This is a genomic window from Streptomyces sp. NBC_01116, from assembly GCF_041435495.1.
GTDB lineage: Bacteria > Actinomycetota > Actinomycetes > Streptomycetales > Streptomycetaceae > Streptomyces.
In genome coordinates this window covers 7266308-7293299 of record NZ_CP108644.1, presented here as the reverse complement: position 1 = coordinate 7293299, position 26992 = coordinate 7266308, and the positions used below count along the sequence as shown (strand labels likewise).

General features: G+C 71.7%; 26 protein-coding genes. 10 read left to right on the top strand and 16 right to left on the bottom strand.

Annotated features, from left to right (window positions below):
- The first annotated feature begins 81 nt into the window (after positions 1–81).
- A complete protein-coding gene (locus OG245_RS31965) occupies positions 82–885 on the top strand; it encodes an IclR family transcriptional regulator (RefSeq protein ID WP_371626815.1) in 804 nt (267 codons plus the stop codon).
- Between the two features lie 96 nt (positions 886–981).
- On the opposite strand, the gene OG245_RS31960 is transcribed toward OG245_RS31965, so the two are convergent.
- The gene (locus OG245_RS31960) at positions 982–1662 is read right to left on the bottom strand and encodes an ABC transporter ATP-binding protein (protein ID WP_371626814.1); all 681 of its coding nucleotides are present in this window, start codon (positions 1660–1662) and stop codon (positions 982–984) included.
- On the bottom strand, positions 1659–2741 hold the full coding sequence (locus OG245_RS31955) for an ABC transporter permease (protein WP_371626813.1): 1083 nt from the start codon (positions 2739–2741) through the stop codon (positions 1659–1661). The genes OG245_RS31960 and OG245_RS31955 overlap by 4 nt, the downstream gene beginning before the upstream one ends.
- Positions 2742–2851: 110 nt before the next feature.
- Between OG245_RS31955 and OG245_RS31950 the strand changes: the two genes are divergently transcribed.
- Both OG245_RS31950 and OG245_RS31945 read left to right on the top strand, forming a co-directional pair.
- Positions 2852–4051, top strand: coding sequence for a sensor histidine kinase (locus OG245_RS31950; RefSeq protein WP_371626812.1), 1200 nt, complete (start codon positions 2852–2854; stop codon positions 4049–4051).
- Complete coding sequence (locus tag OG245_RS31945; protein WP_371626811.1) at positions 4048–4731, top strand: response regulator; 684 nt, start codon at positions 4048–4050, stop codon at positions 4729–4731. Before OG245_RS31950 ends, OG245_RS31945 begins: the two co-directional genes overlap by 4 nt.
- Positions 4732–4806: 75 nt before the next feature.
- Here OG245_RS31945 and OG245_RS31940 read toward each other — a convergent pair whose 3' ends face one another.
- Entirely contained in the window at positions 4807–5109 is a 303-nt protein-coding gene (locus OG245_RS31940; RefSeq protein WP_371626810.1) for a DUF5955 family protein, read from the bottom strand.
- Between the two features lie 249 nt (positions 5110–5358).
- Between OG245_RS31940 and OG245_RS31935 the strand changes: the two genes are divergently transcribed.
- The gene (locus tag OG245_RS31935) at positions 5359–5964 is read left to right on the top strand and encodes an NTP transferase domain-containing protein (protein ID WP_371626809.1); all 606 of its coding nucleotides are present in this window, start codon (positions 5359–5361) and stop codon (positions 5962–5964) included.
- A gap of 261 nt (positions 5965–6225) precedes the next feature.
- On the top strand, positions 6226–7845 hold the full coding sequence (gene aceB / locus OG245_RS31930; protein ID WP_371626808.1) for a malate synthase A: 1620 nt from the start codon (positions 6226–6228) through the stop codon (positions 7843–7845).
- A 124-nt stretch (positions 7846–7969) separates the two neighbouring features.
- On the opposite strand, the gene OG245_RS31925 is transcribed toward aceB, so the two are convergent.
- The 3 genes from OG245_RS31925 to OG245_RS31915 form a co-directional block, all read right to left on the bottom strand.
- Positions 7970–9502, bottom strand: a complete 1533-nt coding sequence (locus OG245_RS31925) for a YfcC family protein (protein ID WP_371626807.1) — start codon at positions 9500–9502, stop codon at positions 7970–7972.
- Entirely contained in the window at positions 9499–10932 is a 1434-nt protein-coding gene (locus tag OG245_RS31920) for a M20/M25/M40 family metallo-hydrolase (RefSeq protein WP_371626806.1), read from the bottom strand. The genes OG245_RS31925 and OG245_RS31920 overlap by 4 nt, the downstream gene beginning before the upstream one ends.
- 96 nt (positions 10933–11028) lie before the next feature.
- Positions 11029–12021 (bottom strand): fibronectin type III domain-containing protein, encoded by a 993-nt coding sequence (locus OG245_RS31915; RefSeq protein ID WP_371626805.1) that lies wholly within the window; start codon positions 12019–12021, stop codon positions 11029–11031.
- A 206-nt stretch (positions 12022–12227) separates the two neighbouring features.
- On the opposite strand from OG245_RS31915, the gene OG245_RS31910 reads away from it, so the two are divergent.
- Positions 12228–12896, top strand: a complete 669-nt coding sequence (locus tag OG245_RS31910; RefSeq protein WP_371626804.1) for a TIGR03086 family metal-binding protein — start codon at positions 12228–12230, stop codon at positions 12894–12896.
- Positions 12897–13059: 163 nt separating this feature from the next.
- Complete coding sequence (locus OG245_RS31905) at positions 13060–13437, top strand: VOC family protein (RefSeq protein ID WP_371626803.1); 378 nt, start codon at positions 13060–13062, stop codon at positions 13435–13437.
- A gap of 83 nt (positions 13438–13520) precedes the next feature.
- Here the strand turns inward: OG245_RS31905 and OG245_RS31900 are convergent, their stop codons facing one another.
- From OG245_RS31900 to OG245_RS31855, 10 genes are all read right to left on the bottom strand, one after another.
- The gene (locus OG245_RS31900; protein ID WP_371626802.1) at positions 13521–14204 is read right to left on the bottom strand and encodes an alpha/beta fold hydrolase; all 684 of its coding nucleotides are present in this window, start codon (positions 14202–14204) and stop codon (positions 13521–13523) included.
- A 90-nt stretch (positions 14205–14294) separates the two neighbouring features.
- On the bottom strand, positions 14295–15755 hold the full coding sequence (locus tag OG245_RS31895) for a nucleobase:cation symporter-2 family protein (RefSeq protein WP_371626801.1): 1461 nt from the start codon (positions 15753–15755) through the stop codon (positions 14295–14297).
- 338 nt (positions 15756–16093) lie between these two features.
- Entirely contained in the window at positions 16094–17482 is a 1389-nt protein-coding gene (locus OG245_RS31890; protein WP_371626800.1) for an 8-oxoguanine deaminase, read from the bottom strand.
- A 45-nt stretch (positions 17483–17527) separates the two neighbouring features.
- Entirely contained in the window at positions 17528–18931 is a 1404-nt protein-coding gene (locus tag OG245_RS31885) for a nucleobase:cation symporter-2 family protein (RefSeq protein WP_371626799.1), read from the bottom strand.
- A gap of 68 nt (positions 18932–18999) precedes the next feature.
- Positions 19000–19932 (bottom strand): factor-independent urate hydroxylase, encoded by a 933-nt coding sequence (gene pucL / locus OG245_RS31880; protein ID WP_371626798.1) that lies wholly within the window; start codon positions 19930–19932, stop codon positions 19000–19002.
- Between the two features lie 7 nt (positions 19933–19939).
- Positions 19940–20329, bottom strand: a complete 390-nt coding sequence (gene uraH / locus OG245_RS31875; RefSeq protein ID WP_018961384.1) for a hydroxyisourate hydrolase — start codon at positions 20327–20329, stop codon at positions 19940–19942.
- A gap of 20 nt (positions 20330–20349) precedes the next feature.
- The gene (uraD, locus tag OG245_RS31870; RefSeq protein WP_371626797.1) at positions 20350–20886 is read right to left on the bottom strand and encodes a 2-oxo-4-hydroxy-4-carboxy-5-ureidoimidazoline decarboxylase; all 537 of its coding nucleotides are present in this window, start codon (positions 20884–20886) and stop codon (positions 20350–20352) included.
- 164 nt (positions 20887–21050) lie between these two features.
- On the bottom strand, positions 21051–21488 hold the full coding sequence (locus tag OG245_RS31865) for a helix-turn-helix domain-containing protein (protein ID WP_371626796.1): 438 nt from the start codon (positions 21486–21488) through the stop codon (positions 21051–21053).
- The gene (locus tag OG245_RS31860; protein ID WP_371626795.1) at positions 21485–21736 is read right to left on the bottom strand and encodes a hypothetical protein; all 252 of its coding nucleotides are present in this window, start codon (positions 21734–21736) and stop codon (positions 21485–21487) included. Before OG245_RS31860 ends, OG245_RS31865 begins: the two co-directional genes overlap by 4 nt.
- Before the next feature lie 110 nt (positions 21737–21846).
- Positions 21847–23052, bottom strand: a complete 1206-nt coding sequence (locus OG245_RS31855) for a lactonase family protein (RefSeq protein ID WP_371626794.1) — start codon at positions 23050–23052, stop codon at positions 21847–21849.
- Positions 23053–23312: 260 nt separating this feature from the next.
- Between OG245_RS31855 and OG245_RS31850 the strand changes: the two genes are divergently transcribed.
- The 3 genes from OG245_RS31850 (at position 23313) to OG245_RS31840 (ending at position 26808) form a co-directional block, all read left to right on the top strand.
- The gene (locus OG245_RS31850) at positions 23313–24152 is read left to right on the top strand and encodes a TIM barrel protein (protein WP_371626793.1); all 840 of its coding nucleotides are present in this window, start codon (positions 23313–23315) and stop codon (positions 24150–24152) included.
- 78 nt (positions 24153–24230) lie between these two features.
- Positions 24231–25124 carry a 2-hydroxy-3-oxopropionate reductase gene (locus OG245_RS31845; RefSeq protein ID WP_371626792.1) on the top strand — a complete coding sequence of 298 codons (894 nt, stop codon included), beginning with the start codon at positions 24231–24233 and terminating at the stop codon, positions 25122–25124.
- Between the two features lie 226 nt (positions 25125–25350).
- A complete protein-coding gene (locus OG245_RS31840; protein WP_371626791.1) occupies positions 25351–26808 on the top strand; it encodes a catalase in 1458 nt (485 codons plus the stop codon).
- Positions 26809–26992: the final 184 nt, after the last annotated feature.

The window sequence follows — 26992 nt, the reverse complement described above, 5'->3', positions numbered from 1 at the left end:
CGCCGACCGGGGAGCAGTGGGCCGATCGGGAACCGCCCGGTAGGCTGCTGCCTTGCCTTCCGCTTCGAAAGGACCGTTGACGTGCCGCCGTCCCACGCCAGCACAGCCGACTCCAAGCCCTCCGGTTCCAGCGGTGGGGTGCAGTCCCTTGAGCGCGCCTTCGATCTGCTGGAGCGGATGGCCGACGCCGGGGGCGAGGTCGGACTGAGCGAGCTGTCCGCGAGCAGCGGTCTGCCCCTGCCGACCATCCACCGGCTGATGCGCACCCTGGTCGTCTGCGGATACGTGCGCCAGCAGCCCAACCGCCGCTACGCGCTGGGCCCCCGGCTGATCCGCCTCGGCGAGTCCGCCTCCCGGCTGCTGGGCACCTGGGCCCGCCCCTACCTCAGCCGACTGGTGGAGGAGACCGGCGAGACGGCGAACATGGCGCTGCTGGACGGGGACGAGATCGTGTACGTCGCCCAGGTGCCGTCCAAGCACTCCATGCGGATGTTCACCGAGGTCGGCCGACGGGTCCTGCCGCACTCCACCGGTGTGGGCAAGGCGCTCCTCGCGCACACCCCCGCCGACGAGGTCCGCGCGCTCCTGGCCCGTACCGGCATGCCCGCCGCCACCGAGAAGACGATCACCACCCCTGAGGGCTTCCTGGACGCCCTGGAGCTGGTGCGCCGCGCCGGGTACGCGGTGGACGACAACGAGCAGGAGATCGGCGTGCGGTGCCTCGCGGTCCCCGTGCCGAACTCCCCCACCTCGGCCGCGATCTCCATCTCGGGCCCGGCAGGGCGGGTGACGGAGGCGGCGACGGAGCGGATCGTGCCGATCCTCCAGCAGGTCGCGGGAGAGCTGTCCGACGCGCTGGCGAGCAACGGCACGAACGGCGGCTGAGCCCGCACGATCCGGCCACCCACCGTCCCGGCCGGCCCGGGGCCGGGCCGGCCGGCGCCGTGGAAGAGCCTCCGGCCCCGGCTCCGGCCCCGGGGCTCAGACCCCGGCCGGTACGGTCAGCCGCCCGTCGTCCATCGTCACCGTGCGGTCCATCCGCTCCAGGTGCGCGAGGTCGTGCGTGACCAGCACCGTGGCGGTGGCGCGCTCCCGGGTCAGGGTGACCAGCAGGTCGAGCACGGCCGCGCCGCGCTCGTGGTCGAGCGCGCTGGTCGGCTCGTCGACGAGCAGGACCTCCGGCTCGTTCATCAGGGCCCGCGCGATGTTGATCCGCTGGCGCTGCCCGCCGGAGAGCTGGTGCGGCCGCCGGCCGGCGCGGTCGGCCAGACCGACCGCGTCCAGCAGCTCCAGGGCCCGGCGGCGGGCGGCCCGGGCGGAACCCCCGGACAGGTGGCGCATCACCTGGAGCTGTTCGGCCGCGGTCAGCGAGGGCAGCAGGTTGGGCTGCTGGAAGACGATGCCGATGTGCTCCCGGCGCAGGGCCGCCCGTCCGGCACCGCCGAGGCCGCCCGTCGGCGTCCCGGCCACCACCACCTCGCCGGAGTCCGGGGTGACCAGGGTGGCGGCGGCCGCGAGGAGGCTCGACTTGCCCGAGCCGGACGGCCCGACGACGGCGGTGAGCGTGCCCGGGGGGACGTCCAGCGAGACCCGGTCCAGAGCGGTGAGCCGCCCCTCGCCGTCCGGGTAGGTGAGGGTGACGTCGGTCAGGGTGAGCGTCATCGGGCACTCCCGAGTGCGGTGAGCGGGTCGACGGCGGTGATCCGCCGGATGGACAGGGCGGCCCCGAGCGCGCCGAGGGCGATCATCACGGCGGCCGGGACGAGGACGGTGGCCGCGTCCAGGACGAACGGCACGGCTCCTCGGCCGATCAGGGCTCCGGCCCCGGCGGCCAGGGCGGTGCCCAGTCCCGTACCGAGGGCGAGCATCACCACGGCCTGCCCCAGCGCGTCGCGCAGGAGGTACGGGGTCGACGCGCCGAGCGCCTTCAGCACGGCGACGTCGCCGCTGCGCTGGATCGTCCAGACGGTGAAGAACGCACCGATGACGAGCGCGGAGATGGCGAAGAGGAAGCCGCGCATCAGTTGCAGCGAACCGTTCTCCGACTGGTAGGAGCCGATGGCCGTGAGGGAGTCGTCGAGCGTGAGCGTGCTGGTGCCCGCCGCCTCGTCCCCCGCCGCGAGGTCGACGCCTCCGGTGGTGGTCAGGGCGATCACGGTCGCCTGTTCGGCGGGCCCGGCGCCGTCGTGGCCGATCTGCTGCCAGTCGTCGAGCGAGGTCCAGACGACGGGTGCGTGGCTGTACGAGGCGTCCGTGGCGACGGCGGCGACCGCGCGCTCGGTCCGGCCGAGCGCGATCCTGTCACCCGCCGAGGCGTCGAGCTCCTCTGCCGCCTTCTCGGAGAGCACGACCTGACCCGGGCCGATCCCCTCCGGCCCGAGGGTGCCGTCCGGTTCGACGCCGAAGGCCGAGACGGCGGCGCTCCGCCCACCCGCGGCGGTGGCGTTCAGCGTCCGGATGCCGACCGGCTGCGCGGCCTCGACCCCGGGCCGCGCGACCCAGGTCCGCCAGTCGTCCTCCCGGACGGTCGAGTTGGTGAACGACTCCGCCTGCCCGTCGGGTGGCGCGGCGAAGGCCAGGTGGTCGGCGTCCAGACCGGTGACGGCCGAGATGTTCTCCCGGGCCAGGCCGGCGGTCAGGCCCGACAGCAGGCCCACGAGCAGCGTGATCAGCACCACGACCGAGCCCATGAGCGCGAACCGGCCCTTGGCGAAGCGGAGGTCTCTCCATGCGACGAACATGGCTCCAGCGTCGTGCGGCGCGGGCGGGAAAACATCGCGCGGCGGACGGGCCAGGGATCAACCTTTCGATTGACCGGGTCCGGGAAGGCCGCGGCTACGCTGGACGGACCATGGATTCGCGTTCGCACACCCACGTCACGGCAGCTCTGCGGCTCTGTCTGCACGCCCTGCTGGTCGGGCTACTGGCCCTGGTGGCGGTCCGCGCGGTGAGCGAGGACGCGTCGCGGGCACCGGCGGTCGTGGTGGTGGCGGTGCTGCTGGCGGCCCTGTACGCGGCGGGTCCGCTCGCCCCCTCCGTACAGCCGGGAAACCGGGCGGGGGCCGTGTGGCTGGCGGGTCTCGGCGCCCTGTGGGCCGGGCTGCTGGTCCTGTCGCCGGACGCCCTGTGGGTGGCCTTCCCGCTCTACTTCCTCCAGCTCCACATCCTGCCGATGCGGTGGGCGCTGCCCGCCGTCGTGGTCACCGCCGGCGCCGCGATCACCGGCTTCGTCGTGCACCGGCAGGAGATCGAGCCCGGCGCCTTCATCGGGCCGCTGATCGGCGCGGCGGTCGCCGTCGCCACCGTCCTCGGGTACGACGCGCTCTTCCGGGAGAGCGAGCGGCGGCGCGAGCTGATCGTGGAGCTGGTCGCCACCCGCGCGGAGCTGGCCGAGGCCGAACGCACGGCCGGGACCCTCGCCGAGCGCGAGCGCCTCGCCCGGGAGATCCACGACACGCTGGCCCAGGGCCTGTCCAGCATCCAGCTGCTGCTGCGCGCCGCCGAGCGCTCACTGCCCGGGGACGCGCCGGCCGCCGGGCATGTGCGGGCCGCCCGCGAGGCCGCGCAGGCCAATCTCGCCGAGGCCCGGTCCTTCGTCCGCGCGCTGACGCCGCCGGACCTGGAGCACGGTTCGCTGGCCGCCGCGCTGGAGCGGCTCTGCGCCCGGACGACCGCACCCGACCTGACCGTACGGTTCGCGGTGAGCGGGACCCCGGTGGAGCTGCCGACGCCGTACGAGGTGGCGCTGCTGCGGACCGCGCAGTCGGCGCTGGCCAACACGGTGCGCCATGCGCGGGCCGGGCGCGCGGAGATCACCCTGAGCTTCATGGACACCTCGGTGGCGCTGGACGTCGTGGACGACGGGCAGGGCTTCGACCCGTCGGGGGCGCCGGTCCACGAGCGCGGCGACGGCGGCTTCGGGCTGCCGGCGATGCGGGCGCGCGCCGGGTCGCTCGGCGGCGCGCTGAGCGTGGAGTCGGCGCCGGGACAGGGCACGGCGGTGGCGGTCACCCTGCCGCTGCCCGTCGCGGAAGCGGAGCGTGCGGCATGAGCGGGATCGGCGGCGGGAGCGGTGACGGGAGTGGGGCCGGTGGCGGGAGCGGTGACACGATCCGGCTGCTGCTGGCGGACGACCATCCGGTCGTCCGGGCGGGGCTGCGCGCGGTCCTGGACACCGAGCGGGACTTCCGGGTCGTCGGTGAGGCCGCCACCGCCGAGGAGGCCGTCGCCCTGGCCGCGGCGGGCCGCTTCGACGTGGTCCTGATGGACCTCCAGTTCGGCGCGGGCATGCACGGCTCGGAGGCGACGGCGACGATCACCGCCGCACCGGAGGGCCCCCGGGTCCTGATCCTGACCACCTACGACTCCGACGCGGACATCCTGGCGGCGGTCGAGGCGGGGGCGAGCGGCTATCTGCTCAAGGACGCGCCGCCGCAGGAGCTGGCGGCGGCGGTGCGCACGGCGGCGGCGGGCCGCTCCGCGCTCGCGCCGTCGGTGGCGCACCGGCTGATGGACCGGATGCGGACGCCGGCCGAGGCGCTGACCCGGCGGGAGCTGGAGGTGCTCCAGCTGGTCGGGGAGGGCCTGTCGAACCTGCAGATCAGCAAGCGGCTGTTCCTGAGCCAGGCGACGGTCAAGTCCCACCTGGTGCACATCTACGCCAAGCTGGGCGTCGACTCCCGTACGTCGGCGGTCGCGGCGGCCACGGCCCGCAGGCTCATCCGCCGCTGAGGCCGGGCTCGCCCGCCCCGCCGAAGCCGGGCCCGGGCCCCGCCGGTCAGCCGCGCGGGGGCTCCGCGCCGCGCTTCACCCGCGTGGGGGCTCCCCGAAGAGGTCGACCGCGTTGCGCACCTCGCGCAGGGCTGCCGCCACCGCGCTCACCGAGCCGATCGCCCCCGCGATCAGCAGCAGGGAGCGGCGCATACGGGGGATCTCCGGCACGCCGCCGACGGCCATCGCGTCCAGGGCCGCCAGCTCGTCCTCGGCGATCGGCCGGTCCGGGAATTCGGCCCGGAGCCCGGCCAGTTCGCGGCGGAGCCGGGAGACGGCCATCCGCAGCTCGGCCACCCTCGGGTCCTCGTCGCTGCCGGTCAGGCGCTTCTGCCCCACGCTTCGCAACACAGCACTCCCCCTCGCACGTCCGTGTGCCGGTGTGACCCCCGGGCCCGGGCTGTGGCCAAGTCACCGGGTGTGCCCGCAAGTTAACGCCATGACAGGCAGTACGCGCCAGCCCACGGAAAGAAATCGGGGTGACCCCTGAGGGTGACATGCGTGTCGCGTGTGCGAAGCGCTCAGTGGTATCCAGACCTCATGGCCACGGACACGACGACAGGCACGGCTACGGAGAGGACCGCGGACATGGCTTCCACCGCGAAGAACCCCGAGGTCGCGGGGGTGCTGCTGGCCGCCGGCGGAGGCCGCCGGCTCGGCGGCCGGCCGAAGGCGCTCCTGGAGCACCGGGGCCGCCCGCTGATCGAGCACGCGGTGCGCTCCCTGCGCGACGGCGGCTGCGGCCCGCTGCACGTGGTGCTGGGCGCGGCGGCGGACGAGGTGCGGGCCCGCGCGGATCTCGCGGGCTGCGCGGTGACGGTGAACCCGGACTGGGAGGAGGGCATGGGCTCCTCCCTCCGGTCGGGCCTGGCCGCCCTGGGCGCGACGGACGCGGACGCGGCGCTCGTCCTTCTGGTCGATCAGCCCGGGATCGGGGCGGAGGCGGTGGCGCGGGTGCGTCTCGCGTACCGCTCGCGGACCAGTCTGGCGGCCGCCTCGTACGGCGGGGAACGGGGCCACCCGGTGCTGTTCGGGGTGGACCGGTGGGCGGACATCGCGGCGGGCGCGGTGGGCGACCGGGGTGCGCGGGCCTATCTGCGGGAGCACCGCGATGCGATCACGCTCGTGGAGTGTTCGGATGTGGCCGAGGCATACGACATCGACACCTCGCAGGATCTGAAGCACCTGGAGTGACCGTGCCGACCCGCACCCGTCCACCGTGCGTGGCCGCGCTGGCACGCTGCGCCGCCATCGGGCCGTTTCTGTCGACCCGGAGAATCTCGACATCAACAAACCATTGAACTTCCACCATGAGGAAACTACTATCCACTGGTCAGAAGCCCTCTGAACCTCAGACGGCGCCCACGGCCGTATCTCGGAGCCATGGCACGCCGTGCCGTCTCAGGCGACCCGGCGGCCATGAGACGCCGCCGCCCGCTGAAGGAGTGACAGCTCATGTCCGCACCAGCGCCGTCCACGCTGGCCATCGTCGATGCCGAGCCCCTGCCCCGGCAGGAAGAGGTCCTGACCGACGCGGCCCTCGTGTTCGTGGCCGAACTGCACCGGCGGTTCACCCCGCGCCGCAATGAGCTGCTCGCCCTGCGCGGTGAGCGCCGCGCCGAGATCGCCCGCACCTCCACGCTGGACTTCCTGCCCGAGACGGCAGCGGTCCGCGCGGACGACTCCTGGAAGGTCGCACCGGCTCCGGCCGCTCTGAACGACCGCCGGGTGGAGATCACCGGTCCGACCGACCGCAAGATGACCATCAACGCCCTGAACTCGGGCGCCAAGGTCTGGCTCGCCGACTTCGAGGACGCGTCCGCCCCCACGTGGGAGAACGTCGTCCTCGGCCAGCTCAACCTCACCGACGCCTACGAGCGCCGCATCGACTTCACCGACCCGAGGTCGGGCAAGTCGTACGCGCTGAAGTCCGCCGACGAACTCGCCACCGTCGTCATGCGCCCGCGCGGCTGGCACCTGGAGGAGCGCCACCTCCAGCTGGACGGCGTCTCCGTGCCCGGCGCGCTGGTCGACTTCGGCCTCTACTTCTTCCACAACGCGCAGCGCCTGATCGACCTCGGCAAGGGCCCGTACTTCTACCTGCCGAAGACGGAGTCGCACCTGGAGGCCCGCCTCTGGAACGACATCTTCGTCTTCGCCCAGGACTACGTCGGCATCCCGCAGGGCACGGTCCGCGCCACCGTCCTGATCGAGACGATCACCGCCGCGTACGAGATGGAGGAGATCCTCTACGAGCTGCGCGACCACGCCTCCGGGCTGAACGCCGGCCGCTGGGACTACCTCTTCTCCATCGTCAAGAACTTCCGCGACGGCGGGGCCAAGTTCGTCCTCCCGGACCGCAACGCGGTGACGATGACCGCCCCGTTCATGCGGGCGTACACCGAACTCCTGGTCCGCACCTGCCACAAGCGCGGCGCGCACGCGATCGGCGGCATGGCCGCCTTCATCCCCTCGCGCCGCGACGCCGAGGTCAACAAGGTCGCCTTCGAGAAGGTCAAGGCCGACAAGGACCGCGAGGCGCACGACGGCTTCGACGGCTCCTGGGTCGCCCACCCCGACCTGGTCCCGATCGCCCTGGCCTCCTTCGACGCGGTCCTCGGCGAGAAGCCCAACCAGAAGGACCGCCTCCGCGAGGACGTCTCGGTGGCCCCGGGCGACCTGATCGCCATCGACACCCTCGACGCCGGCCCGACCTACGACGGCCTGCGCAACGCCGTCGCGGTCGGCATCCGCTACATCGAGGCCTGGCTGCGCGGACTGGGCGCGGTCGCCATCTTCAACCTGATGGAGGACGCCGCCACCGCGGAGATCTCCCGCTCGCAGATCTGGCAGTGGATCAACGCCGACGTGGTCTTCGAGAACGGCGAACACGCCACCGCGGACCTGGCCCGCAAGGTCGCCGCCGAGGAACTGACCGCGATCCGCGAGGAGATCGGCGAGGAGACCTTCTCCGCGGGCAAGTGGCAGCAGGCCCACGACCTCCTGCTCCAGGTCTCCCTGGACCAGGACTACGCGGACTTCCTGACCCTGCCGGCGTACGAGCAGCTGCGCTGACCTCACGACACCAGCACCACCACCCGCACCACCACCGCCCCCGGCACCGCAGAGCGCCGGGGGCGGTGGTGTTCCCGGCGGGGTCACCCGTTGTCGCGCCCCGGGGCGCCCGCCCCCCGGCCCCTCATGTCCACACCGCCCCCAACGCCACGAACCCGCAGATGAGCGCGAACAGGATCGCCAGCAGCGGCCAGACGAACCGCAGGTACTTGTCGTAGCCGATCTTCGCCAGGGCCACCCCGCCGATGGTGACCGCCGTCGTCGGGACCCAGAGGTTCATCCAGCCGCTCGCCGCCTGCCACGCCGTGACGACCACGGCGCGGGAGACACCGGCGAAGTCGGCGAGGGGGGCCAGGATCGGCATCGCCAGGGTGGCGTGACCCGAGGTGGAGGGGATGAGGAAGGCGAGCGGCAGGTTGACGATGAAGACGAAGACCGCGAACAGCGCCGACGAGGTGCCCGAGACCACGCCCTCGATGGAGTGCAGCACCGTGTCGGTGATCTGCGAGTTGTTCATGATGACCGTGACGCCGCGCGCGAGGACGATGACCAGGGCCGGGGAGATGAAGTCCGCCGCGCCCTGGATGATCGTCGCGCTGAGCTTCTGCTCGCCGAACCGGGCGACGACGCCGACCAGGACCGCCGCGACCAGGAACAGGGCGGCCAGCTGGGGGAAGGACCAGCCGAGTTCGAAGCCGTACGGGGTGGCGTCGGCGTCGCCCGTGATCGCGCTGGACCACGGGACGACCGAGAAGATCATGAAGCTGAAGACCAGGGCGACCAGCACGAGAACGGTCCGGTGGAGCCCGGTCAGCTCCGGGGGCTCCCCCGCGTCCGCCGCGTCGTGCTCGCGGTCGCCGGGCAGGAAGCCGGAGAGCGAGCGGTCCGGGTTCCTGCGGACCCGGACCGCGTACCGGATGACGTAGCCGATCGTCACCGCCGTCAGGACCACCCACATGATCGCGCGCAGCACGATGCCGTCGCCGAGCGAGATGTCGGCGGCGGAGGACGCGACTCCGGTGGCGAAGGGGTTCACGGTGGAGCAGAGCACCCCGATGCCCGCGCCGAGGATGATCGTGCCGGTGGCCACCATGCGGTCGTAGCCGAGGGCCAGCATCAGCGGGATGATCAGGCCGTAGAAGCCGAGCGTCTCCTCCGCGAACCCCTCGACGGTGCCGAGGAGGGAGAAGACCAGCATCACTCCGGCGATGAGCAGCGCTCCCCGGTCGCGCAGCCGGTGCGCGAGGCGGCCGATGCCCCGGTCCAGGGCGCCGGTCGCGAACACCACCGTGATGAACGCGCCGATGGCGAGCACGAAGAGGAACACGCCCGCGCTGCCGTACAGCTCGCCGGCCAGGTCCGGGCCGACCTCGCCCGTCTTGGCGTCCTGGACGCCGTAGAGGCCGTTGACCGGGGAGAGGAAGAGGTCGTTCAGGCGGTCCACGAAGCTCTGGTCGGAGTCGACCCGGTGGTACGTGCCCTGGACCGGGGCCCCCTCCTCGTCGCGGTCGTAGGCCCCGGGCGGGATCAGGAAGGCCAGCGCCCAGACGGCCAGCGTGACGACCGCGAGGATCGTGAGGGCGCTGGGGAAGGTGAACTTCTTCTTGGCCGGGGGCTCTTCCTCCGGAGCCGGTTTCGTGTCGGCCGCACTGCTCATGCCGTGCTCCCGCCGGTCGCGGTCCCTCCGGTCGTGCTACCACCGGTCGCGGTCCCGACCGTCGCGGTCCCGTCCGTAGTGCTCCCGTACGTCTTCGCGTACTCGCGCAGGAACGCGGCCTCCGCGATCACCGCCGACCGCAGCTCCGAGAAGAGGACGCGCTCGTTCGGGGCGTGCAGGTTGCACATGCCGTCCTGGGCGCCGAAGAGGAGGACCTCGGCGCCCGGGACCGCCTTGGCCAGGCCGTTGACCAGGGGGATCGATCCACCGCTCGCGACGAGGGCCGGTTCGCTCCCCCAGCCCTCCCGGAGCGCGGTACGGGCGGCGCGGTACGCCGGACCGTCGGTCGCGGGTTCGAATCCGGGGCCTGTGTCACCCGCCGTGACGGTGAGCGGGATACCGAACGGACGCAGGGACTCCAGATGGGTGACGAGGAGGCCCTGGGCCTCCCTCGGGTCCTGCTCGGGGTGGAAGCGCAGATTCAGTTTGGCGCGGGCGTACGGGACGACGGCGGAGGCCGCGTGGTCGACGCCCGGAGCGTCGATGCCGATGACGGTGATCGCCGGGCCGCTCCAGAGGCGCTCGCCGAGACCCCCGGAGCCGATCAGGGGCATGCCCTCCTGGACACCGGCGAGGGAACGGAACTCGTCCTCCGTATAGGTGGCGCCGGTCCATTCCTCGCGGCGCAGGCCCTCCACCGCCACGTCGCCGTGGACGTCGTGGAGGGTGGCGAGGGCCTTGAGGAGGGCGAGCAGGGCGTCCGGGGCCGCGCCGCCGAACTCGCCGCTGTGCCGGGGTTCGGCGAGGGTGCGGACCTCCACGAAGACCTCCGCCGCGCCGCGCAGCCCCGTGGTGAGCGTGGGGCTGCCGGGGCGGAGGTTGCCCATGTCCGCGATGACCATCGCGTCGCAGGCGAACCGGTCCGGGTCGGTGGGCGGGTAGTCGTCGAAGGCGCTTCCGTACTCCTCCTGGCCCTCCAGGACGATCTTCAGCCCGACCGGGGGACGGCCTGCGCAGGCCCGGAGAACGCCCAGGTGGACGATGATGTTGGACTTGTCGTCGGCGATGCCCCGGGCCCGCAGCCCGCCCTCGACGCGGGTGGGCTCGAAGGGCGGCGAGAGCCAGAGAGCCTCGTCGCCGGGCGGCTGGACGTCGTAGTGGCCGTAGAGCAGGACGGTCGGCGCGCCCGGGGCGGGCGGCGGGACCTCCGCGACGATGACCGGCGCGGTGTCGGGAAGGTCCAGCCTCTCCACCCGTTCCACGCCCGCGCCGCGCAACAGGTCCACGAGGAGGTCGTGGGCCTCGCGCACGGGCTCGGGCGGGAAGCCGGGGAAGGCGATGGACGGGATGGCCGTCAGCCGTTCCAGGTCGGCGACGAGACCGTCCATCAGCGCGTCGACCCGCGTGCTCAGGTCGTCTCCCAGGTCCATGGTTCAGCCCCTTCGGTCCACCGGCCTGCCTTCTGGGACCAATGGACCATGGAGGGCTGCGCGCCGCACGCCTGGAGAGCGCCGGCCGCGTGGGCCTCAGTCCGTCAGGAGGACCGTCCGCTGGGCCGAGAAGTCACCCCACTTGCCGTCCGGAAGCTTGGCCCTGAGCTTCACCGAATAGCGGGTGCCCGCCGGGTCGGACATGTCCAGCCGGTAGGTGGCGCGACCCTTGGGAGGCGTACCGCCCCAGACGATCGTGGTGGTCAGCTTGCCGTCCAGATAGAGCTCGTAGGCGGGGATGGCTCCGCCCGTCTCGGGCTGGTCCCAGGACAGGTCGAGGACGAAGTCGCCGCCCTCCTTGCCGACCTCGGTGCGCAGACCGGTGGGGGCGGTGCTCGCGGGGGCGCCGGGGGCGGACTCGGTGGTGAGGTCGAGCGCGTTGCTGTCGGCCGAGGACTTGTCGGAGGCGTCCCGGGCGCGCACGGTGAAGGTGTAGACGGTCCCCGGGCGCAGCCCCGTGAGCTTCGCCGTGGTCTCGGAGGCCGGAACGCTGTGGATCCGGGAGTCCTCCTGGTAGATGTCGTACGAGGTGACGCCGACGTCGTCCTTGGCCGCGCCCCAGGTGAGGGTGGCGGCACGCTTTCCGTCGGCCCTGCCCGTCAGCTTCGCCGGGACGGTGGGGGGTGTGTCGTCCTTGGGCGGGGTGGCCTGGGTGGTGACGGGGACGGCCTTGCTGGGCGCGGAGAGGTTCCCCGCCGTGTCCTTGGTCCGGACGCTGAAGGTGTAGTCCGTCGAGGCCGTCAGCCCGTCGACGTCGATCATGGTCTTCGTCGCCGGGACGCTCTTGACCTTGGCCTTTCCGCGGTAGATCTCGTATCCGGCGACCTTCTTGTTGTCGGAGGCGCCTTCCCACATGACGTGCACCGAGGTGGAGCTGCTGGCCTGGGCGGTCACGCCCTTGGGGGTGCCGGGAGGCTGCGTGTCGGCTTCGGCGGTGCCACCGCAGGCGGAGAGGAGGGGTGCGAGAAGCAGGGCGGAACAGGTCAACGCGGCAGAGATGTGGGGGCGTTGCACGGTGGTGCCTTCCATCCGGACAGCAATGGTCCAGACCTGTATGCCATGGCGCGGGGGTCGCCGACAAGAGGACGGCGAGGAACCATCCGCTATGTGACGGTGTGCGCCGCCCGACCGCGGTCCCGGCAGGCCATGGGGCAGGGTCTCGGCCCCCGGGTCGCGCGTCACGGCTCGCGCTTCGCCGGTCGATGAGTTTTCGGCGGTCGAAGGGTCTTACCTGTATGGACACACAGGAGAACCGCGTGTCGGATGCCGCCGCTCTTCCCGACCTCGAGCCGGCCGCCCGGCGGATCACCGCGCTGCTCGGTCCGGTCGGCGACAGCCGGCTGGCCGGCCCCACCCCCTGCCCCGACTACGCCGTGCGGGAACTGCTCGGCCACCTCACCGGGCTCGCCACCGCCTTCCGCGACGCCGCCCGCAAGGATCTCGGGGCGAGCACCGCCGTCTCCCCGGACGCCGCCCTTCCCGTACTCGACGACGACTGGCGTGAGGTGCTGCCCCGACGGCTGGACGAGCTGGCGACGGCCTGGCGCTCGCCCGACGCCTGGACGGGCATGACCCGGGCGGGCGGGGTGGAGCTGCCCGGCGAGGTGGCCGGGGCCGTCGCGCTCAACGAACTCGTCGTCCACGGCTGGGACCTGGCCCGGTCGACCGGGCAGCCGTACGCGGCGGGCGAGGCCGAACTGCGGTCCTGCGAGGCCCTGCTGGCCCCGGCGGAGGAGGAGGGCCCGGACGGTGCTGCCGCCGCTGAATCCGCTGATACCGCTGACGGCTCCGACGGCTCCGACGGCCTCTTCGGGGTGCCGGTTCCGGTGCCGGACGACGCCCCGCTGCTGGACCGGGTGATCGCTCTCAGCGGCCGCCGTCCGGACTGGCGGCCGGGCGGCTGAAAGGGGGCGGGCTCCACCGGCTCGCGGGCCCGGACGCACCGCCCACGCGGTTTCCTCGAGGTTCCTCACTCACCGGAAAGTGCGCTCTTCCGGTCCGCCACCGGGCTCGCCTACGGTTCTCCGCAGACCGGACGAGCCGGGACGGCTGGGAGCGAGCACCCTCATGACCCTTCTCAAGACGTACGCACGCCTGTGGACCGACGACCTCGACCAGGCGCTGCCCCTGCTGGAGGAGCTGACCGGCGAACAGCCACACCTGCGCCTGGCCTTCCAGGAGATCGCCCTGGCCGCCATCGGTGATTTCCTGGTCGTCGCGGGCCCGGCCGAGGAACGCGCCCGGTACAGCCATGCCTCGGCGACCGTCGTGGTGGACGACCTGGAGGCCCTGCTGGCCACTCTCGAATCCGCCGGGGCCACGATCACCACTCCCGTGACCGGCGGTCCGACGGGGCGGTTCCTCTACGCCCGCCACGCAGGCGGAGCGGAGATCGAGTACGTCGAGTGGACACCGGATCTGGTCCGCAGGATCATTCGCCCCTGATCGTTCGTTCCTGATCGTTCGACGCTGATCGTTCACCCCTGGTCGTTCGGCCCCGCTGAGCAACCTCCCTGCCGACAGCCCGGTCAGCTGGTGAAGAACTCCGTGATGTGCGCGGCCACCTGGTCCGCCCGGGTCTCGTGCATCCGGTGGCCGCCCGGGACCGTGATCAGCCGGCAGTCCGGGATCAGGGAGGCCACGTCGGCCTGACGGTGCTGTTCCATCGTGCTCTCCGGGCCGCCGGTGATGATCAGCGTCGGGGAGACGATGTCGCCGAGGGCCTCGTCGGCGTCCGGGCCGGGGTCGGCGAGCTGGTCGCGTACGGCGGGCACCGCGTTCTCGTCGTAGTCCACCGGCCCCTCGGGCCGGCCCGCCGGGCCCGGGTCGCCGGGGAACGGGGCCGGGGTCTCCACCAGCACGAGGCGCTCCACCCGGTCGGAGTGCTCCTGCGCCACCAGCCGGGCGACGACCCCGCCCATGCCGTGACCGACGAGGCCGACCCGGTCCAGCTCCAGTTCGTCGAGGAAGCCCACGACGTCCTCGGCCATCAGGTCCAGGTCGTAGTCGTCGGGCCAGTCGCTCTCGCCGTGGCCGCGCAGGTCCAGGGCGAAGACCCGCCACTCCTGGCCCAGCAGGGGGCCGGCCGCCTCCCAGTTCGCGGCCGAACCGCCGAGGCCGTGCAGCAGCACGACGGGCGAGCCGAACGCGTCGCCCCAGGTCCGGTACGCGAGGCGCACATCGCCGACATCCACAACAGACTGATCTTCCATGCCCCTGACGCTACAGCCGACGGGCGCCGGACGGCCGCCGGGGCCCCGCGTCGCGCGGGGCCCCGGATGCTCCGGTCGGAATCCGCCGGGTCAGTGGACGCCGACCCCGGCCGCGGCCGGCACCACGTGCTCGCCCGGTGCCTGCTCCTCGTCGTCCGCCGTGTCGGGCTTGCGGCCCAGGTGGTTGAAGGCGAGGTTCAGCACGATCGCCACCACACAGCCGGTGGAGATGCCCGAGTCGAGGACGACCAGCAGGCTCTCCGGGAAGGCGTGGTAGAACTGCGGCGCCGCGATCGGGATCAGGCCGATGCCGAGGGCCGCCGCCACGATCAGCGCGTTCTCGCCCTTCTCCATGGCGGCGGTGGCCAGGGTCTGGATGCCGCTGGCCGCGACGGTGCCGAACAGGACGATCCCCGCGCCACCGAGCACCGGCAGCGGTACGAGGGCGATGACGGAGGCGGCGACGGGGACCAGGCCGAGCACGATGAGGATGCCGCCGCCCGCCGCGACGACGTAGCGGCTGCGGATCTTCGTCATGGCGACCAGGCCCACGTTCTGGGCGAAGGCGCTGCACATGAACCCGTTGAAGAGCGGGCTGATGGCGCTGCCGAGGGTGTCGGCGCGCAGGCCGCCCTCGATGATCTTCTCGTCGGCGGGGCGGCCGACGATCTTGCCGAGGGCCAGCATGTCCGCGGTGGACTCGGTCATGCAGACCAGCATCACGATGCACATCGAGATGATGGCGGCGATCTCGAACTGCGGGGCGCCGAAGGCGAACGGCGTCGGGAAGCCGACCACTTCGGCGTTCTTGATGGCGCCGAAGTCGGTGATGCCGGCCGGGATGGCGATCAGGGTGCCGATGACCAGGCCGAGCAGGATCGCGATCTGCTGGAGGAAGCCGCGCAGGAGTTTGCGCAGGGCCAGCACGATGACCAGGGTCACGGCGGCCATGGTGATGTTGGTCATCGAACCGTAGTCGTCGGCCGTGGCGTTGCCGCCCTGGGACCAGTTGAAGGCCACCGGGAGGAGGGAGACACCGATCAGGGTGATCACGGTGCCGGTGACGACGGGTGGGAAGAAGCGGACCAGTTTGCAGAAGTACGGGGCGAGGACGAAGCCGAGGATGCTCGCGACGATGATCGCCCCGAATATGACGGCTATCCCGTCGTGTCCCCGGTCCTTGCCTATCGCGATCATCGGGGCGACGCCGGCGAACGAGACGCCGTTGACGAAGGGCAGCCGGGCGCCGACCTTCCAGAAGCCGATGGTCTGGAGCAGGGTGGCGATCCCCGCGGTGAACAGGCTCGCCCCCATCAGGAAGGCGGTCTCCTTGGCGGTGAGGCCGACGGCCGGCCCCACGATGAGCGGCGGGGCCACCACGCCCGCGTACATGGCGGCCACGTGCTGGAGGCCGCTGGTGAACATCTTCAGTGGGGGGAGAGTCTCGTCGACCGGGTGTTTCCGGTCGTCTCCCGTTTCCGCGGCGTTGTCGGCCGTGGTGTCGGGGGCGGCTGCATCTGCGTCTTTGCGAAACCTGGGCTTGGCGGCCACGGCGGTTCCTCCGGTCGGTTACACGTCGTCGGCGACGTGGGATTCAGGGAGGTGGTGCGTAATGGTGCGGCGGTGCGGCTCTCTCAGGTGGTGCAGGTCGTGCAGGTGGGGGGTTCGGTTGGGCGCGCACGGGGGTGTGTGCGGGCAGCGTTCATCACCGGTCCGGCGGGCGCGCACCATGCGCGCGTCCGCCGGACCGGCTGCCGTGGACCCCGCTCGGGTCCACGGCGGCCGGTCTCGGGCCGTCCCCCTCGACCGGCCGGTCGGGGATACCGCGCGGAGTCGTGCTCCGCGGGGTTGCCGCCCGGAGTCGGACTCCGGCGGGGTACCGCTCGGAATCAGGCTCCGGCGGCGATCTGCGCGAGGCGGCGGGCCTCGTCGCGGGTGACGCGGGCGATGGCGTCCTCGTCCACCGTGGTGAGGTGGCTGCCCTCGACGACGGGCTTGCCGTCGACGAGGGACAGGGTCACCGGGGCGGCCGCGCCGAAGATGAGCGCGGTCACCGGGTCGGCGATCGAGGAGTGGGCCAGGGTGTCCAGCTTCCACAGGACGAGGTCGGCGAGCTTGCCGGCCTCCAGGGAGCCGATCTGGTCGGCGCGGCCCAGCACCTGGGCTCCGCCGAAGGTCCCGAGGCGCAGGGCCTGACGGGCGTTCAGGGCGGCCTCGCGGTGGGCGCCGAGGCGGTTGATGAGGAGCGCGTTGCGCAGCTCGGTGTGGAGTTCGCCGGACTCGTTGGAGGCGGTGCCGTCCACGCCGAGGCCGACGGGGACGCCGGCGGCGAGCATGTCGGGGACCCGGGCGATGCCGGCGGCCAGGCGCGCGTTGGAGGACGGGCAGTGGGCGACGCCGGTTCCCGTACGGGCGAAGGCGGCGATGTCGGAGTCGTTCATGTGGACGCAGTGGGCCATCCACACGTCGTCGCCGAGCCAGCCGGTCGACTCGAAGTAGTCGGTCGGGCCCATCCCGAACAGCTCCTTGCAGAACTGCTCCTCCTCGACGGTCTCCGAGCCGTGGGTGTGCAGCCGTACGCCCTTGCGGCGGGCCAACTCGGCGCCCTGGCGCATCAGTTCGGTGGAGACCGAGAACGGCGAGCAGGGTGCGACGGCCACCTGGGTCATGGCGTCGAAGGAGGCGTCGTGGTGAGCGTCGACGGTGGCCTCGGTGGCGGCGAGCGCGCCTTCGAGGGTCTCGACGGCGAAGTCCGGGGGCAGGCCGCCGTCCTTCTCGCTGCGGTCCATGGAACCCCGGGCGAGGGTGAACCGTACGCCCATGTCGCGGGCGGCGCCGATGATCGCGCCGGAGAGGTCGCCGGAGCCCTTCGGGAAGACGTAGTGGTGGTCCATGGCGGTGGTGACGCCGCCGCGGGCCATCATGGCGAGCGAGCCCTGCGCGGCGGCGCGGGCCATCGGCTCGTCGATGCGCGCCCAGGTCGGGTAGAGGGCGACCAGCCAGTTGAAGAGGTTGTGGTCGGTGGCCAGGCCCCGGGTGATCCACTGGTAGAAGTGGTGGTGGGTGTTGACCAGGCCGGGTGTCGCGAGGTGCCCGGTGCCGTCGATCCGCCGGACGACTCCGCTCAGGCCCTCCGGAGCCTTGCCGGCGCCGATGGACTCGATGCGGTTGCCCGCCACGACGATGTAGCCGGACGCGTACTCCGTGTCGTGGGCGTCGACGGTGGCGATCGAACAGTTTTCGATGACGATGCGCTGAGGGTCTGCCGAAGCTGCCATGGCGCTTCCTTCTTCTCTCTGTGGCGATGTGGGCACGGCAGGACCCTAGGAGGATTTGAGTGCCACAGCGGTGCGGCTGTGGGTGCCGAGATGATGGAAGAACAGGTTGAGCACGACCGCGACCAGCGCTCCCGCGCTGATCCCGGAGCCGAGGACGGTCTGCGCCCAGGCCGGGAAGCCGGCGTAGAAGGTGGGCGCGGCGAGCGGGATGATGCCCGCGCCGAGCGCGACGGCGACCAGGATGATGTTGGAGCTGTCGTCGAGGCCCGCCTCGGAGAGCGTACGGATGCCGCTGACCGCGATGGAGCCGAAGAGGACGATGCCGGCGCCGCCGAGGACGGGCATCGGGACGAGCGAGACGACCGCGCCGAGGACCGGGAAGGCGCCGAGGACCAGGAGGGCTCCGCCGGCGGCCGCGACGACGTACCGGCTGCGTACGCGGGTCAGGGAGACGACGCCGACGTTCTGGGCGAAGGCGCTGGTGGGAAAGCCGCCGAAGACCGGACCGAGGAGGGTGGCGATGCCGTCCGTGCGCAGGCCCCGGGTGATCGTGCGGCCGTCGGTGCGGCGGTCGCAGATCTCGCCGAGGGCGAGCATCCCGGCGGAGGACTCCGTCATCAGGACGAGCATGACGATGCAGAGCGACAGGATCGCGGCGGGCTGGAACTCCGGCGCGCCGAAGGCGAAGGGGGTCGGCAGGGCGGCGAGCGGTGCGGACTTCAGCGCGGAGAAGTCGGCGAGTCCGAACGGGATCGCTGCCAGCGTGCCGACGAACATGCCCATGAGCAGGGCCACTTGCTTGAGGAAGCCGCGGCCGAAGCGCTGGATGAGCAGGATGACGACGAGGGTGAAGGCGGCCAGCGCCAGGTACTTCATGGCGCCGAAGTCGGCGGCGGTGGCGTCTCCGCCCTGCGCCCAGGCGACGGGCACGGGCATGAGGGTGACGCCGATGAGGGTGATGACCACGCCGGTGACGAGCGGCGGGAAGAAGCGCAGCAGTCGGCCGAAGAAGGGGCCGACGGCCAGGCAGAAGACTCCGGCGACGAGCACCGCCCCGTAGATCGCGGGGAGTTGGTGGCCCGGTGCGCTGGTCTCGGCGATGGCGAGCATCGGCGCGATCCCGGCGGAGGACGCGGCGTTGACGAAGGGGAGCCGGTTGCCGGCGAAGGGGCCGAGACCGATCGTCTGGAGGATGGTGGCGAGTCCGGCGATCAGGAGGCTCGCCGCGATGAGCCGGGTCATGCCGGCGGTGTCCAGGCCGACGGCCTGGCCGATGATCAGCGGAGGGGTGACGACGCCCGCGTACATGGCGGCGATGTGCTGGAGCGCGGCGGGAACGAGCCGCGCGGGAGGAAGCTTCTCGTCGACCGGGTGAACCGCCGTGTCGACGAGGGTTTTCGAGGGGTCGTTGCCTGGGCCTTCGGCCGGCCCCGTTGCAGGCTGTGCCATGGGATTTCCCTCCGGGATGACCGGCCGCCGTCCGGCTGTGGACGGACGGCGGCCGGTTCAGTGCCGCGTCAGAGGTTGGTCATGTCGACCGGGATCTTCGGCTCGACGCCGTCCCGGAGCACGGTGGCCTCGATCAGACCGTAGGGGCGGTCCGCCGCGAAGTAGACAGCACCATCGGCGGTATCGTTCTTCAGTCCGAACGGTTCGAGATCCACCAGGAAGTGGTGGTTGTTCGGCAGCGAGAACCGGATCTCGTCGATCTCGCTGCGGCTGTTGATGATGCGCGAACCCATCTGGTAAAGGGTCTGCTGGAGCGAGAGGGAGTACGTCTCGGCGAAGGCGTGCAGCATGTGCTTGCGCGCCTGCTCGTAGGACTTCTCCCAGTTCGGCATCCGCTGCTCGTCGCTGGTCCAGTTGTAGCGCCAGCGCGCGGAGACGTCCGTCGCCAGGATGCGGTCGTACGCCTCCTTGAGCGTCGTGTACTTGTCCTTGACGTAGCCCCAGAACTCGGAGTTGGTCGAGTTCATCACGGTCAGGTCCTTGAGGCCCGAGATGACCTCCCAGTTCTCACCGTCGTAGGTGATCTGGGAGACGCGGGTCTCCATGCCCTTGCGGGCGAAGGAGTGCCTGACCTCGTCGGCGCCGATGAACCTGGAGTTGCCGTCGGAGGTCGCGATGCGCTCCCAGCTGTACTCCTCGATCCGGATCCGGGCGCGGTGGATCGGCTCCTGGGAGGAGACGAAGTGCCGCGCGAGGTGGATGCCGAACTGCTCGGCGGACTCGATCCCGTGCTCCTTGGCGAACGCGAACACCGTGTTCTTGGTGGTGTCGGTCGGCAGGACGTTGGCGTTGGAGCCGGAGTAGTGGACGTCGTCCATGTCGCCGGAGAGGGCGACCGAGACGTTCAGGTCCTTGATGTGGTGGGTGTCGCCGTCCCGCGTGATCTTTACGACGCGGTTCTCTGCTTTGCCGTACTGGTTCTGGCCGAGAATCGTGGGCATGTCGGTGCTAGCTCCCTCGGTAAACGGAGTAGCCGAACGGGTTGAGCAGCAGCGGTACGTGATAGTGCTCGCCCGGGGCGACCGCGAACGCGATGGTCACCTCCGGGAAGAACGCGCCGCTGTCCCTTACGCGGGGGGCGTCCTGCTGCGCCTCGGCTTGCTTCTTGGAAAAGTACGTCTCGGTGTCGAAGTCGAGACGCACATGGGTCGTCCCCTCCGGCAGTGCCGGGAGGTCCTTGCAGCGCCCGTCCGCATCGGTCGCGGACGCTCCGAGCGTCACGTACGGCGCGTCGCTTCCGCTGCGGGCGGCGAGCGAGACGGCGACGGACGCGGCGGGGCGGCCGATGCTGGTGTCCAGGATGTGGGTGGACACCGATGCGGTCGTGTCGGTACTCAAGACCGTCACTCTCCTAGATCTCAAGAGTCCTGTGCGGGGGTGCCCTCTGCGAGGGTCTCCGTCACGAGACGGGTCAGCCGGATGCGGTTGATCTTGCCCAGTTCGGTGCGCACGATCTCCTGCTCCTGCTCGGGCGAGTTCCCGATCCGGGACTTCACCGCGTCGCGCATCTGCTCACCGGTGGCGCCGGTGGCGCAGATCAGGAAGACATGTCCGAACCGCTCCTGGTAGGCCAGGTTCAGTTCGAGCATCTCGGTCTTGAGCTCCTCGGAGGCGCCGGCCATCCCCCGCTGCTCGCGGGAGGAGGTCGGGTCGCCGGGCTTCGGGCGGCCGATCGGCGGGTGGCCCGCCATCGCTTCGGCCAGGTCCTCCGCGGTGAGCGTCGCCATGGCGGCGTCGCTCGCGGAGAGCAGGGCTTCTTCGGTGGCGTACGGGCGCCCGGCGAGGATGGTGTTTCCCCAGGTCGCACTGGCGCACACCTCGTGCAGTGCGGGAGTGGCCTCGCCGTCCGCCAGGGTGTTGAACCGGGTGAGGCCCGGTGTGGAGCTCGAAGTCACGGGAGCCTCCGTGGCTGTTTTTCGCTGTGCGTTGTTCGGGCTGCGGATAGCTAACGCCCTCCGCAACACGACGTCAACACTTTGTTGAAATCTCGCGAACGAAGAAAGCCGCCGTCCCGACATGCGGACGGCGGCTTTCCTGTGCGTTCGGCGGGTTCGGCCAACTACTCACCCTTGGCCGTATGTTCCCGGTTCAGATAGTTGTACACGGTGAACCTGGAGACGCCCAGGGCGCCGGCCACCGTCTCCACCCCGTGCCGTACGGAGAAGGCACCGCGTGCCTCCAGCGTTCGGACGACGCTCTGCTTGGCCTTGCGGTCCAGGTCGGCGAGCGGCATCCCGTGCCGTCGCTCCAGCGCGGCGAGGATGTGGTCGAGCGAGTCGGAGAGCTGCGGAAGGCGTACGGCTATGACGTCCTGCCCCTCCCAGGCGAGCACGACGTCGTCCGGCTGGGCCTGATCGGGGCCCAGCAGCTCCGCGCCCATAGCGTCGACGAGCGGCTTGACCGCGGAGACCAGCGGATGGTCGAGCGTTGCCGAAGAGTTGTCGGACGCGGCGGAGACGTGGGCAGCGGCCGGGGGGTGATCGACGGATTCGGTCATGACGCGTCCCCCTCGATCACGTTGACCTGGAGCGAGACCCGGGTGGCGCCCGAGGCCAGGGTCCGCCGCAGCAGGGAGTCCACGGCGGTGAGCACCTCGTCGGCGCCCCCTTCCGCGGTGTTGCCGAAGGGGCCGACGTCCACGGCGTCCAGCCCGGCGCCCTGGATCACCTCGCGGGCCACCACCGCGTGGGTGGGCGCCTCGTCGAGATCGAACGGCTCGGTGGTGAATTCCACCCTCAAGCGCACTGTGCCTCCATGGTGTCCTCGCCCCGGGTGCGGGCTCCCGCGGCTCGGCCACGACTGTAACCGCTGGACGGGGCCCCGCTCGGGTGCGCGCGGGGACCCGGACGCGGTGGTCACGGAAGCGGCAGGACGCAGACCGCGACCGGCGCCGGGAACGGGGTGCCCGCACCGGTCAGGGAACCGTCGGGGCCGACGGCGAACGCGGTGACGGTGGAGGAGCGCTGGTTCGCGGCGAAGAGCAGGGAACCGTCCGGCGACAGGGCGAGCTGGCGGGGCCAGTCACCGCCGACGGGCACGGTGTCCAGCAGCCGCAGGGCCGCGCCCCCGCCCTCCACGGCGTAACGGGTGAGGCTGTTGTGGCCCCGGTTGGCGAGGTAGACGTACGCCCCGTCCCCGGTGACCACCGGCTGGGCGGGGTAGCTGGTGCCGGACCCCGTGCCGGTGGACTGCCCGGGCCCCGGGGTGAGGGCGCCGGTGGTCGGGTCGTACGCGCAGACGACCATGGTGTCGTCCAGCTCGCAGGCCAGGTAGGCGAAGCGCCCGCCGGGATGGAAGGCCAGGTGGCGGGGGCCGGAGCCGGGCGCCAGAGCGGCCCGGGAGACCTCGGTGAGCGCCCCGGCCGACGTGTCGAGCCGGTAGGTGTACACGGTGTCGGTGCCCAGGTCGACGGCGAGGACGTGACCGCCGTCGGGCGAGGTGACGACCTGGTGGGCGTGCGGTCCCCCCTGCCCGGGCCCGGGCGGCGGCGAACTGTGGACGACCAGGTCGGTGCGCTCCCCCAGCGAGCCGTCCCCCGCGATCGGGTGCACGGCGATGCTGCCGGAGGTGTAGTTGGCGCTCAGCAGCCAGCGTCCGGACGGGTGGACGGAGAGGTGGGTCGGGCCGGAGCCGCCGGTGGCGCGGCTGCCGAGCACCTCGTACGTCCCGTCCGGCCCGATCGCGACGGCGGTGACCGCGCCCGCCGCCTGCTCGGCGACCGCGTAGACGGTGGCCCCGGAGGGGTGCGCGGCGAGGTAGGAGGGGTTCTCGACACCGGTGATCACCGGTCCGGGGGTGATCGCGCCGGTGCCGGTGTCGTACGCGGCGGTGCCGATGCCCGTGCCGCCTCCGCCTTCGGAGGTGTACGTGCCGAGCAGCAGCGGGCGGGTGGCGCGCGGACCGGCGGGGGCGGCGGGCGAGGGGGACGGGCCGGCCTCCGCGCGGGCGGGAGCGGCGAGGGCGGGGACGGCGGCCAGGGCGGCTCCCGCCAGCAGGCCGCCGAGGAGACCTCGGCGGCCGGGGAGGCCGGAAGCGGGGCGCGGGTGGGGGGCTGCGTTCATGCGAGGCACCTCGTGTGGGGGGAGTCGGCTGCTTCGGATGCGTTCGCCACCCTGGCCCGCCGACGACCGTTCGACAAGAGGTGCAACCGGAGTTGCACCCTGCGCAACGCGATGACGGGTCGCCGAACGACCGCACGCCCGGACGCCCGCCGGCCGGGGCGAATTTTCCGGCACCCCCTTGACAGCCTCACCACCCTCCGGGCAATCTTCCGTTAAGCAGAAACTATCTTCCGCAATACGGAAGGAGCGCCGACATCCTCATGGGATACACGGACCAGCGCTTCGATGTGAACCTTTCGATCCTCTTCACGGAACTCCCGCTCCTGGAGCGCCCCGCGGCAGCCGCCGCGGCGGGCTTCACGGCGGTCGAGCTGTGGTGGCCCTGGATCGAGACCCCCACCCCTCCGCAGGCGGAGCTCGACGCCCTCAAGAAGGCGCTCGACGACGCCGGCACCCAGCTGGTGGGGCTGAACTTCTACGCCGGACAGCTGCCCGGCCCCGACCGCGGCGCGCTCTCCGTGCCCGGCACGGAGTCGGACCGCTTCCGGGCCAACATCGAGGTGGCGGCCGACTTCGCCGCCTCGGTCGGCTGCACGGCGCTCAACGCGCTGTACGGCAACCGCGTCGAGGGCACGGACCCGGCGGCGCAGGACGCGCTCGCCCTGGAGAACCTGGTGCTGGCCGCCCGTGCGGCGGACCGGGTCGGGGCGATCCTCCTCGTCGAGACCCTCAACAAGCCGGAGTCGCCGCTCTATCCGCTGGTCGGCGCACCGGCCGCGATCGAGGTCGTCGACAAGGTCAACGCGGCGACGGGCCTCGGGAACGCCAAGTTCCTGCTGGACCTCTACCACCTCTCGATGAACGGCGAGGACCTGAGCCAGGTCATCAAGGCGTACGCCGCGAAGACCGGCCACGTCCAGATCGCCGACAACCCGGGCCGCGGCGCGCCGGGCACCGGCTCGCTCCCGCTGGAGCAGCTCCTCGACGAGCTGAAGGACGCCGGCTACGCGGGCTGGGTCGGCCTGGAGTACAAGCCGGGCGACCGTCCGAGCGCGGAGTCCTTCGACTGGCTCCCGGCGTCGGCCCGAGCGGCCCGCTGACCGGCTGCGGACGGGCCGGGCCGACCCCCGGTCGAGCCCAACCCCCCTACGTACACACGTTTTCAGGAAGGCACCCTCATGAGCAACAACCTCCCCAAGGTTGCGTGGATCGGCCTCGGCATCATGGGCTCCCCCATGTCCGAGAACCTGATCAAGGCCGGTTACGACGTCACCGGATACACCCTGGAGCAGGACAAGGTCGACCGGCTGGTCGCGGCCGGCGGCACCGGCGCCTCCTCGATCGCGGACGCGGTCGAGGACGCGGATGTCGTCATCACGATGGTGCCCGCCTCCCCGCAGGTCGAGGCCATCTCCTACGGCCCCGACGGCATCCTGGAGAACGCCAAGCGCGGCGCGCTGCTGGTGGACATGTCCTCCATCACCCCGCAGACCTCCGTGGACCTCGCCAAGAACGCCTCCGAGAAGGGCATCCGGGTCCTGGACGCACCGGTCTCCGGCGGCGAGGCCGGCGCCATCGAGGCGGTCCTGTCCATCATGGTCGGCGGCGAGCAGGCGGACTTCGACGCCGCGAAGCCGCTGCTGGAGGCGCTGGGCAAGACCATCGTGCTCTGCGGCCCGCACGGCTCCGGCCAGACGGTGAAGGCGGCCAACCAGCTGATCGTCGCGGTCAACATCCAGGCCTGCGCCGAGGCCGTGGTCTTCCTGGAGAAGTCCGGCGTCGACCTCGCCGCAGCGCTGGACGTCCTGGGCGGCGGCCTCGCCGGCTCGACCGTACTGACCCGCAAGAAGGACAACTTCCTGAAGCGGGACTTCGCCCCCGGCTTCCGGATCGACCTGCACCACAAGGACATGGGCATCGTCACGGACGCCGCCCGCAACGTCGGCGCGGCCCTGCCCGTCGGCGGAGTGGTCGCCCAGCTGGTCGCCTCGCTGCGCGCCCAGGGCGACGGCGGCCTGGACCACTCGGCACTGCTGCGCTCGGTCGAGCGGCTGTCCGGCTCCCAGGTCTGACCCCTCGCTCCGCAAGGAGCCCCCGGCCTCGTACGGGGCCACGGCCCGCACGAACGGGCCCCCTGATCTCCGGGCCGCGGTGGCGCTGACACCTGTCCTGTCGCGCCCAGGCGCTGCCGCGGCCCGGAACCACACACTTCGTTTTCAACAAACTGTTGACGTTGTCTCGCGGCGATTCTACGCTCCTCAAGCCGTCAGCAGCTCGTACGAAAGGTCATCCCGCCACATGGCTAAGCGTGTGCTCACGACCGAGTCAGGCGCCCCGGTCGCCGACAACCAGAACTCCGCCACCGCCGGTGTCGGCGGGCCGATCCTCCTCCAGGACCAGCACCTCCTGGAGAAGCTCGCCCGCTTCAACCGTGAGCGCATCCCGGAGCGCGTGGTGCACGCCCGCGGTTCCGGCGCGTACGGCTACTTCGAGGTCACCGACGACGTCACGGGCTTCACCCGCGCCGACTTCCTCTCCGAGGTGGGCAAGCGCACCGAGACGTTCATCCGCTTCTCGACCGTCGCCGACTCGCTCGGCGGCGCGGACGCGGTGCGCGACCCGCGCGGCTTCGCCCTCAAGTTCTACACGGACGAGGGCAATTACGACCTGGTCGGGAACAACACCCCGGTGTTCTTCATCAAGGACCCGATCAAGTTCCCCGACTTCATCCACTCGCAGAAGCGCGACCCGTTCACGGGCAAGCAGGAGCCGGACAACGTCTGGGATTTCTGGGCGCACGCCCCCGAGGCGACGCACCAGGTCACCTGGCTGATGGGCGACCGCGGCATCCCCGCCTCGTACCGTCACATGAACGGCTACGGCTCGCACACCTACCAGTGGACGAACGCCGCGGGCGAGGCCTTCTTCGTCAAGTACCACTTCAAGACGAACCAGGGCGTGCGGTCCCTCTCCGCCGACCAGGCCGCCGAGCTCGTCGGCAAGGACGCCAACTCGCACCAGACGGACCTGCTCCAGGCCATCGAGCGCGGCGTCAACCCCTCCTGGACGCTGCACGTCCAGGTGATGCCGGCCGCCGACGCCGCCGACTACCGGTTCAACCCGTTCGACCTCACCAAGGTGTGGCCGCACAGCGACTACCCGCTCCAGCGGGTCGGCCGCCTGGTGCTGGACCGCAACCCGGACAACGTCTTCGCCGAGGTCGAGCAGGCCGCGTTCTCGCCGAACAACTTCGTGCCCGGCATCGGTCCGTCCCCGGACAAGATGCTCCAGGGCCGGCTGTTCGCCTACGCGGACGCGCACCGCTACCGCCTGGGCGTCAACCACACCCACCTGCCGGTGAACGCCCCGCGGACCGCCGTCGTCGACAACTACGGCCGCGACGGCGTCCACGCGACCCGCAACGGCTCGCGCCACGACAAGAACTACGAGCCCAACTCGTACGCCGGTCCGGCGCAGACCGACGCGGCGCTCGCCGCGCCGCTGGCGATCCACGGCTGGACGGGCACCCACGAGGCGCCCGCCCACACCAAGGACGACGACTTCTTCCAGGCGGGCGAACTCTTCCGGCTCATGTCGGAGGACGAGAAGGGCCGCCTGGTCGCGAACATCACCGGAGGCCTCTCGCAGGTCACCCGCGACGACGTGATCGAGAAGAACCTCGCCCACTTCCACGCCGCCGACGCCGACTACGGCAAGCGCGTCGAGAAGGCCGTCCGCGCCCTGCGCGAGGACTGACCTTCCCCCTGGACCCTGCCCGTACCGCGCACCCGGATGAGGGGTGCCGCGCGGCACGGGCAGGACGACGAGGCCGCGGCGGTCGAGCGATGCCAGTGCGGTGGTGAAGGACCCGGGGACCGTCTCCTGACCTGAAGGAGACGCCCTCCCCCGGGCCGATCGCCGCCGCCGCGGTCCCTGTCAC

Excerpts from the sequence above, each read along its gene's own strand:
- OG245_RS31885 (WP_371626799.1), bottom strand. The coding sequence starts at position 18,931 with ATGGCACAGCCTGCAACGGGGCCGGCCGAAGGCCCAGGCAACGACCCC.
- OG245_RS31920 (WP_371626806.1), bottom strand. The coding sequence starts at position 10,932 with ATGGACCTGGGAGACGACCTGAGCACGCGGGTCGACGCGCTGATGGAC.
- OG245_RS31855 (WP_371626794.1), bottom strand. The coding sequence starts at position 23,052 with ATGAACGCAGCCCCCCACCCGCGCCCCGCTTCCGGCCTCCCCGGCCGC.
- OG245_RS31945 (WP_371626811.1), top strand. The coding sequence starts at position 4,048 with ATGAGCGGGATCGGCGGCGGGAGCGGTGACGGGAGTGGGGCCGGTGGC.
- OG245_RS31915 (WP_371626805.1), bottom strand. The coding sequence starts at position 12,021 with ATGGAAGGCACCACCGTGCAACGCCCCCACATCTCTGCCGCGTTGACC.
- pucL (WP_371626798.1), bottom strand. The coding sequence starts at position 19,932 with ATGCCCACGATTCTCGGCCAGAACCAGTACGGCAAAGCAGAGAACCGC.
- OG245_RS31935 (WP_371626809.1), top strand. The coding sequence starts at position 5,359 with ATGGCTTCCACCGCGAAGAACCCCGAGGTCGCGGGGGTGCTGCTGGCC.
- OG245_RS31960 (WP_371626814.1), bottom strand. The coding sequence starts at position 1,662 with ATGACGCTCACCCTGACCGACGTCACCCTCACCTACCCGGACGGCGAG.
- OG245_RS31890 (WP_371626800.1), bottom strand. The coding sequence starts at position 17,482 with ATGGCAGCTTCGGCAGACCCTCAGCGCATCGTCATCGAAAACTGTTCG.
- OG245_RS31900 (WP_371626802.1), bottom strand. The coding sequence starts at position 14,204 with ATGGAAGATCAGTCTGTTGTGGATGTCGGCGATGTGCGCCTCGCGTAC.
- OG245_RS31925 (WP_371626807.1), bottom strand. The coding sequence starts at position 9,502 with ATGAGCAGTGCGGCCGACACGAAACCGGCTCCGGAGGAAGAGCCCCCG.
- OG245_RS31840 (WP_371626791.1), top strand. The coding sequence starts at position 25,351 with ATGGCTAAGCGTGTGCTCACGACCGAGTCAGGCGCCCCGGTCGCCGAC.
- OG245_RS31850 (WP_371626793.1), top strand. The coding sequence starts at position 23,313 with ATGGGATACACGGACCAGCGCTTCGATGTGAACCTTTCGATCCTCTTC.
- OG245_RS31865 (WP_371626796.1), bottom strand. The coding sequence starts at position 21,488 with ATGACCGAATCCGTCGATCACCCCCCGGCCGCTGCCCACGTCTCCGCC.
- OG245_RS31845 (WP_371626792.1), top strand. The coding sequence starts at position 24,231 with ATGAGCAACAACCTCCCCAAGGTTGCGTGGATCGGCCTCGGCATCATG.
- OG245_RS31955 (WP_371626813.1), bottom strand. The coding sequence starts at position 2,741 with ATGTTCGTCGCATGGAGAGACCTCCGCTTCGCCAAGGGCCGGTTCGCG.
- OG245_RS31905 (WP_371626803.1), top strand. The coding sequence starts at position 13,060 with ATGACCCTTCTCAAGACGTACGCACGCCTGTGGACCGACGACCTCGAC.
- OG245_RS31950 (WP_371626812.1), top strand. The coding sequence starts at position 2,852 with ATGGATTCGCGTTCGCACACCCACGTCACGGCAGCTCTGCGGCTCTGT.
- OG245_RS31910 (WP_371626804.1), top strand. The coding sequence starts at position 12,228 with ATGGACACACAGGAGAACCGCGTGTCGGATGCCGCCGCTCTTCCCGAC.
- aceB (WP_371626808.1), top strand. The coding sequence starts at position 6,226 with ATGTCCGCACCAGCGCCGTCCACGCTGGCCATCGTCGATGCCGAGCCC.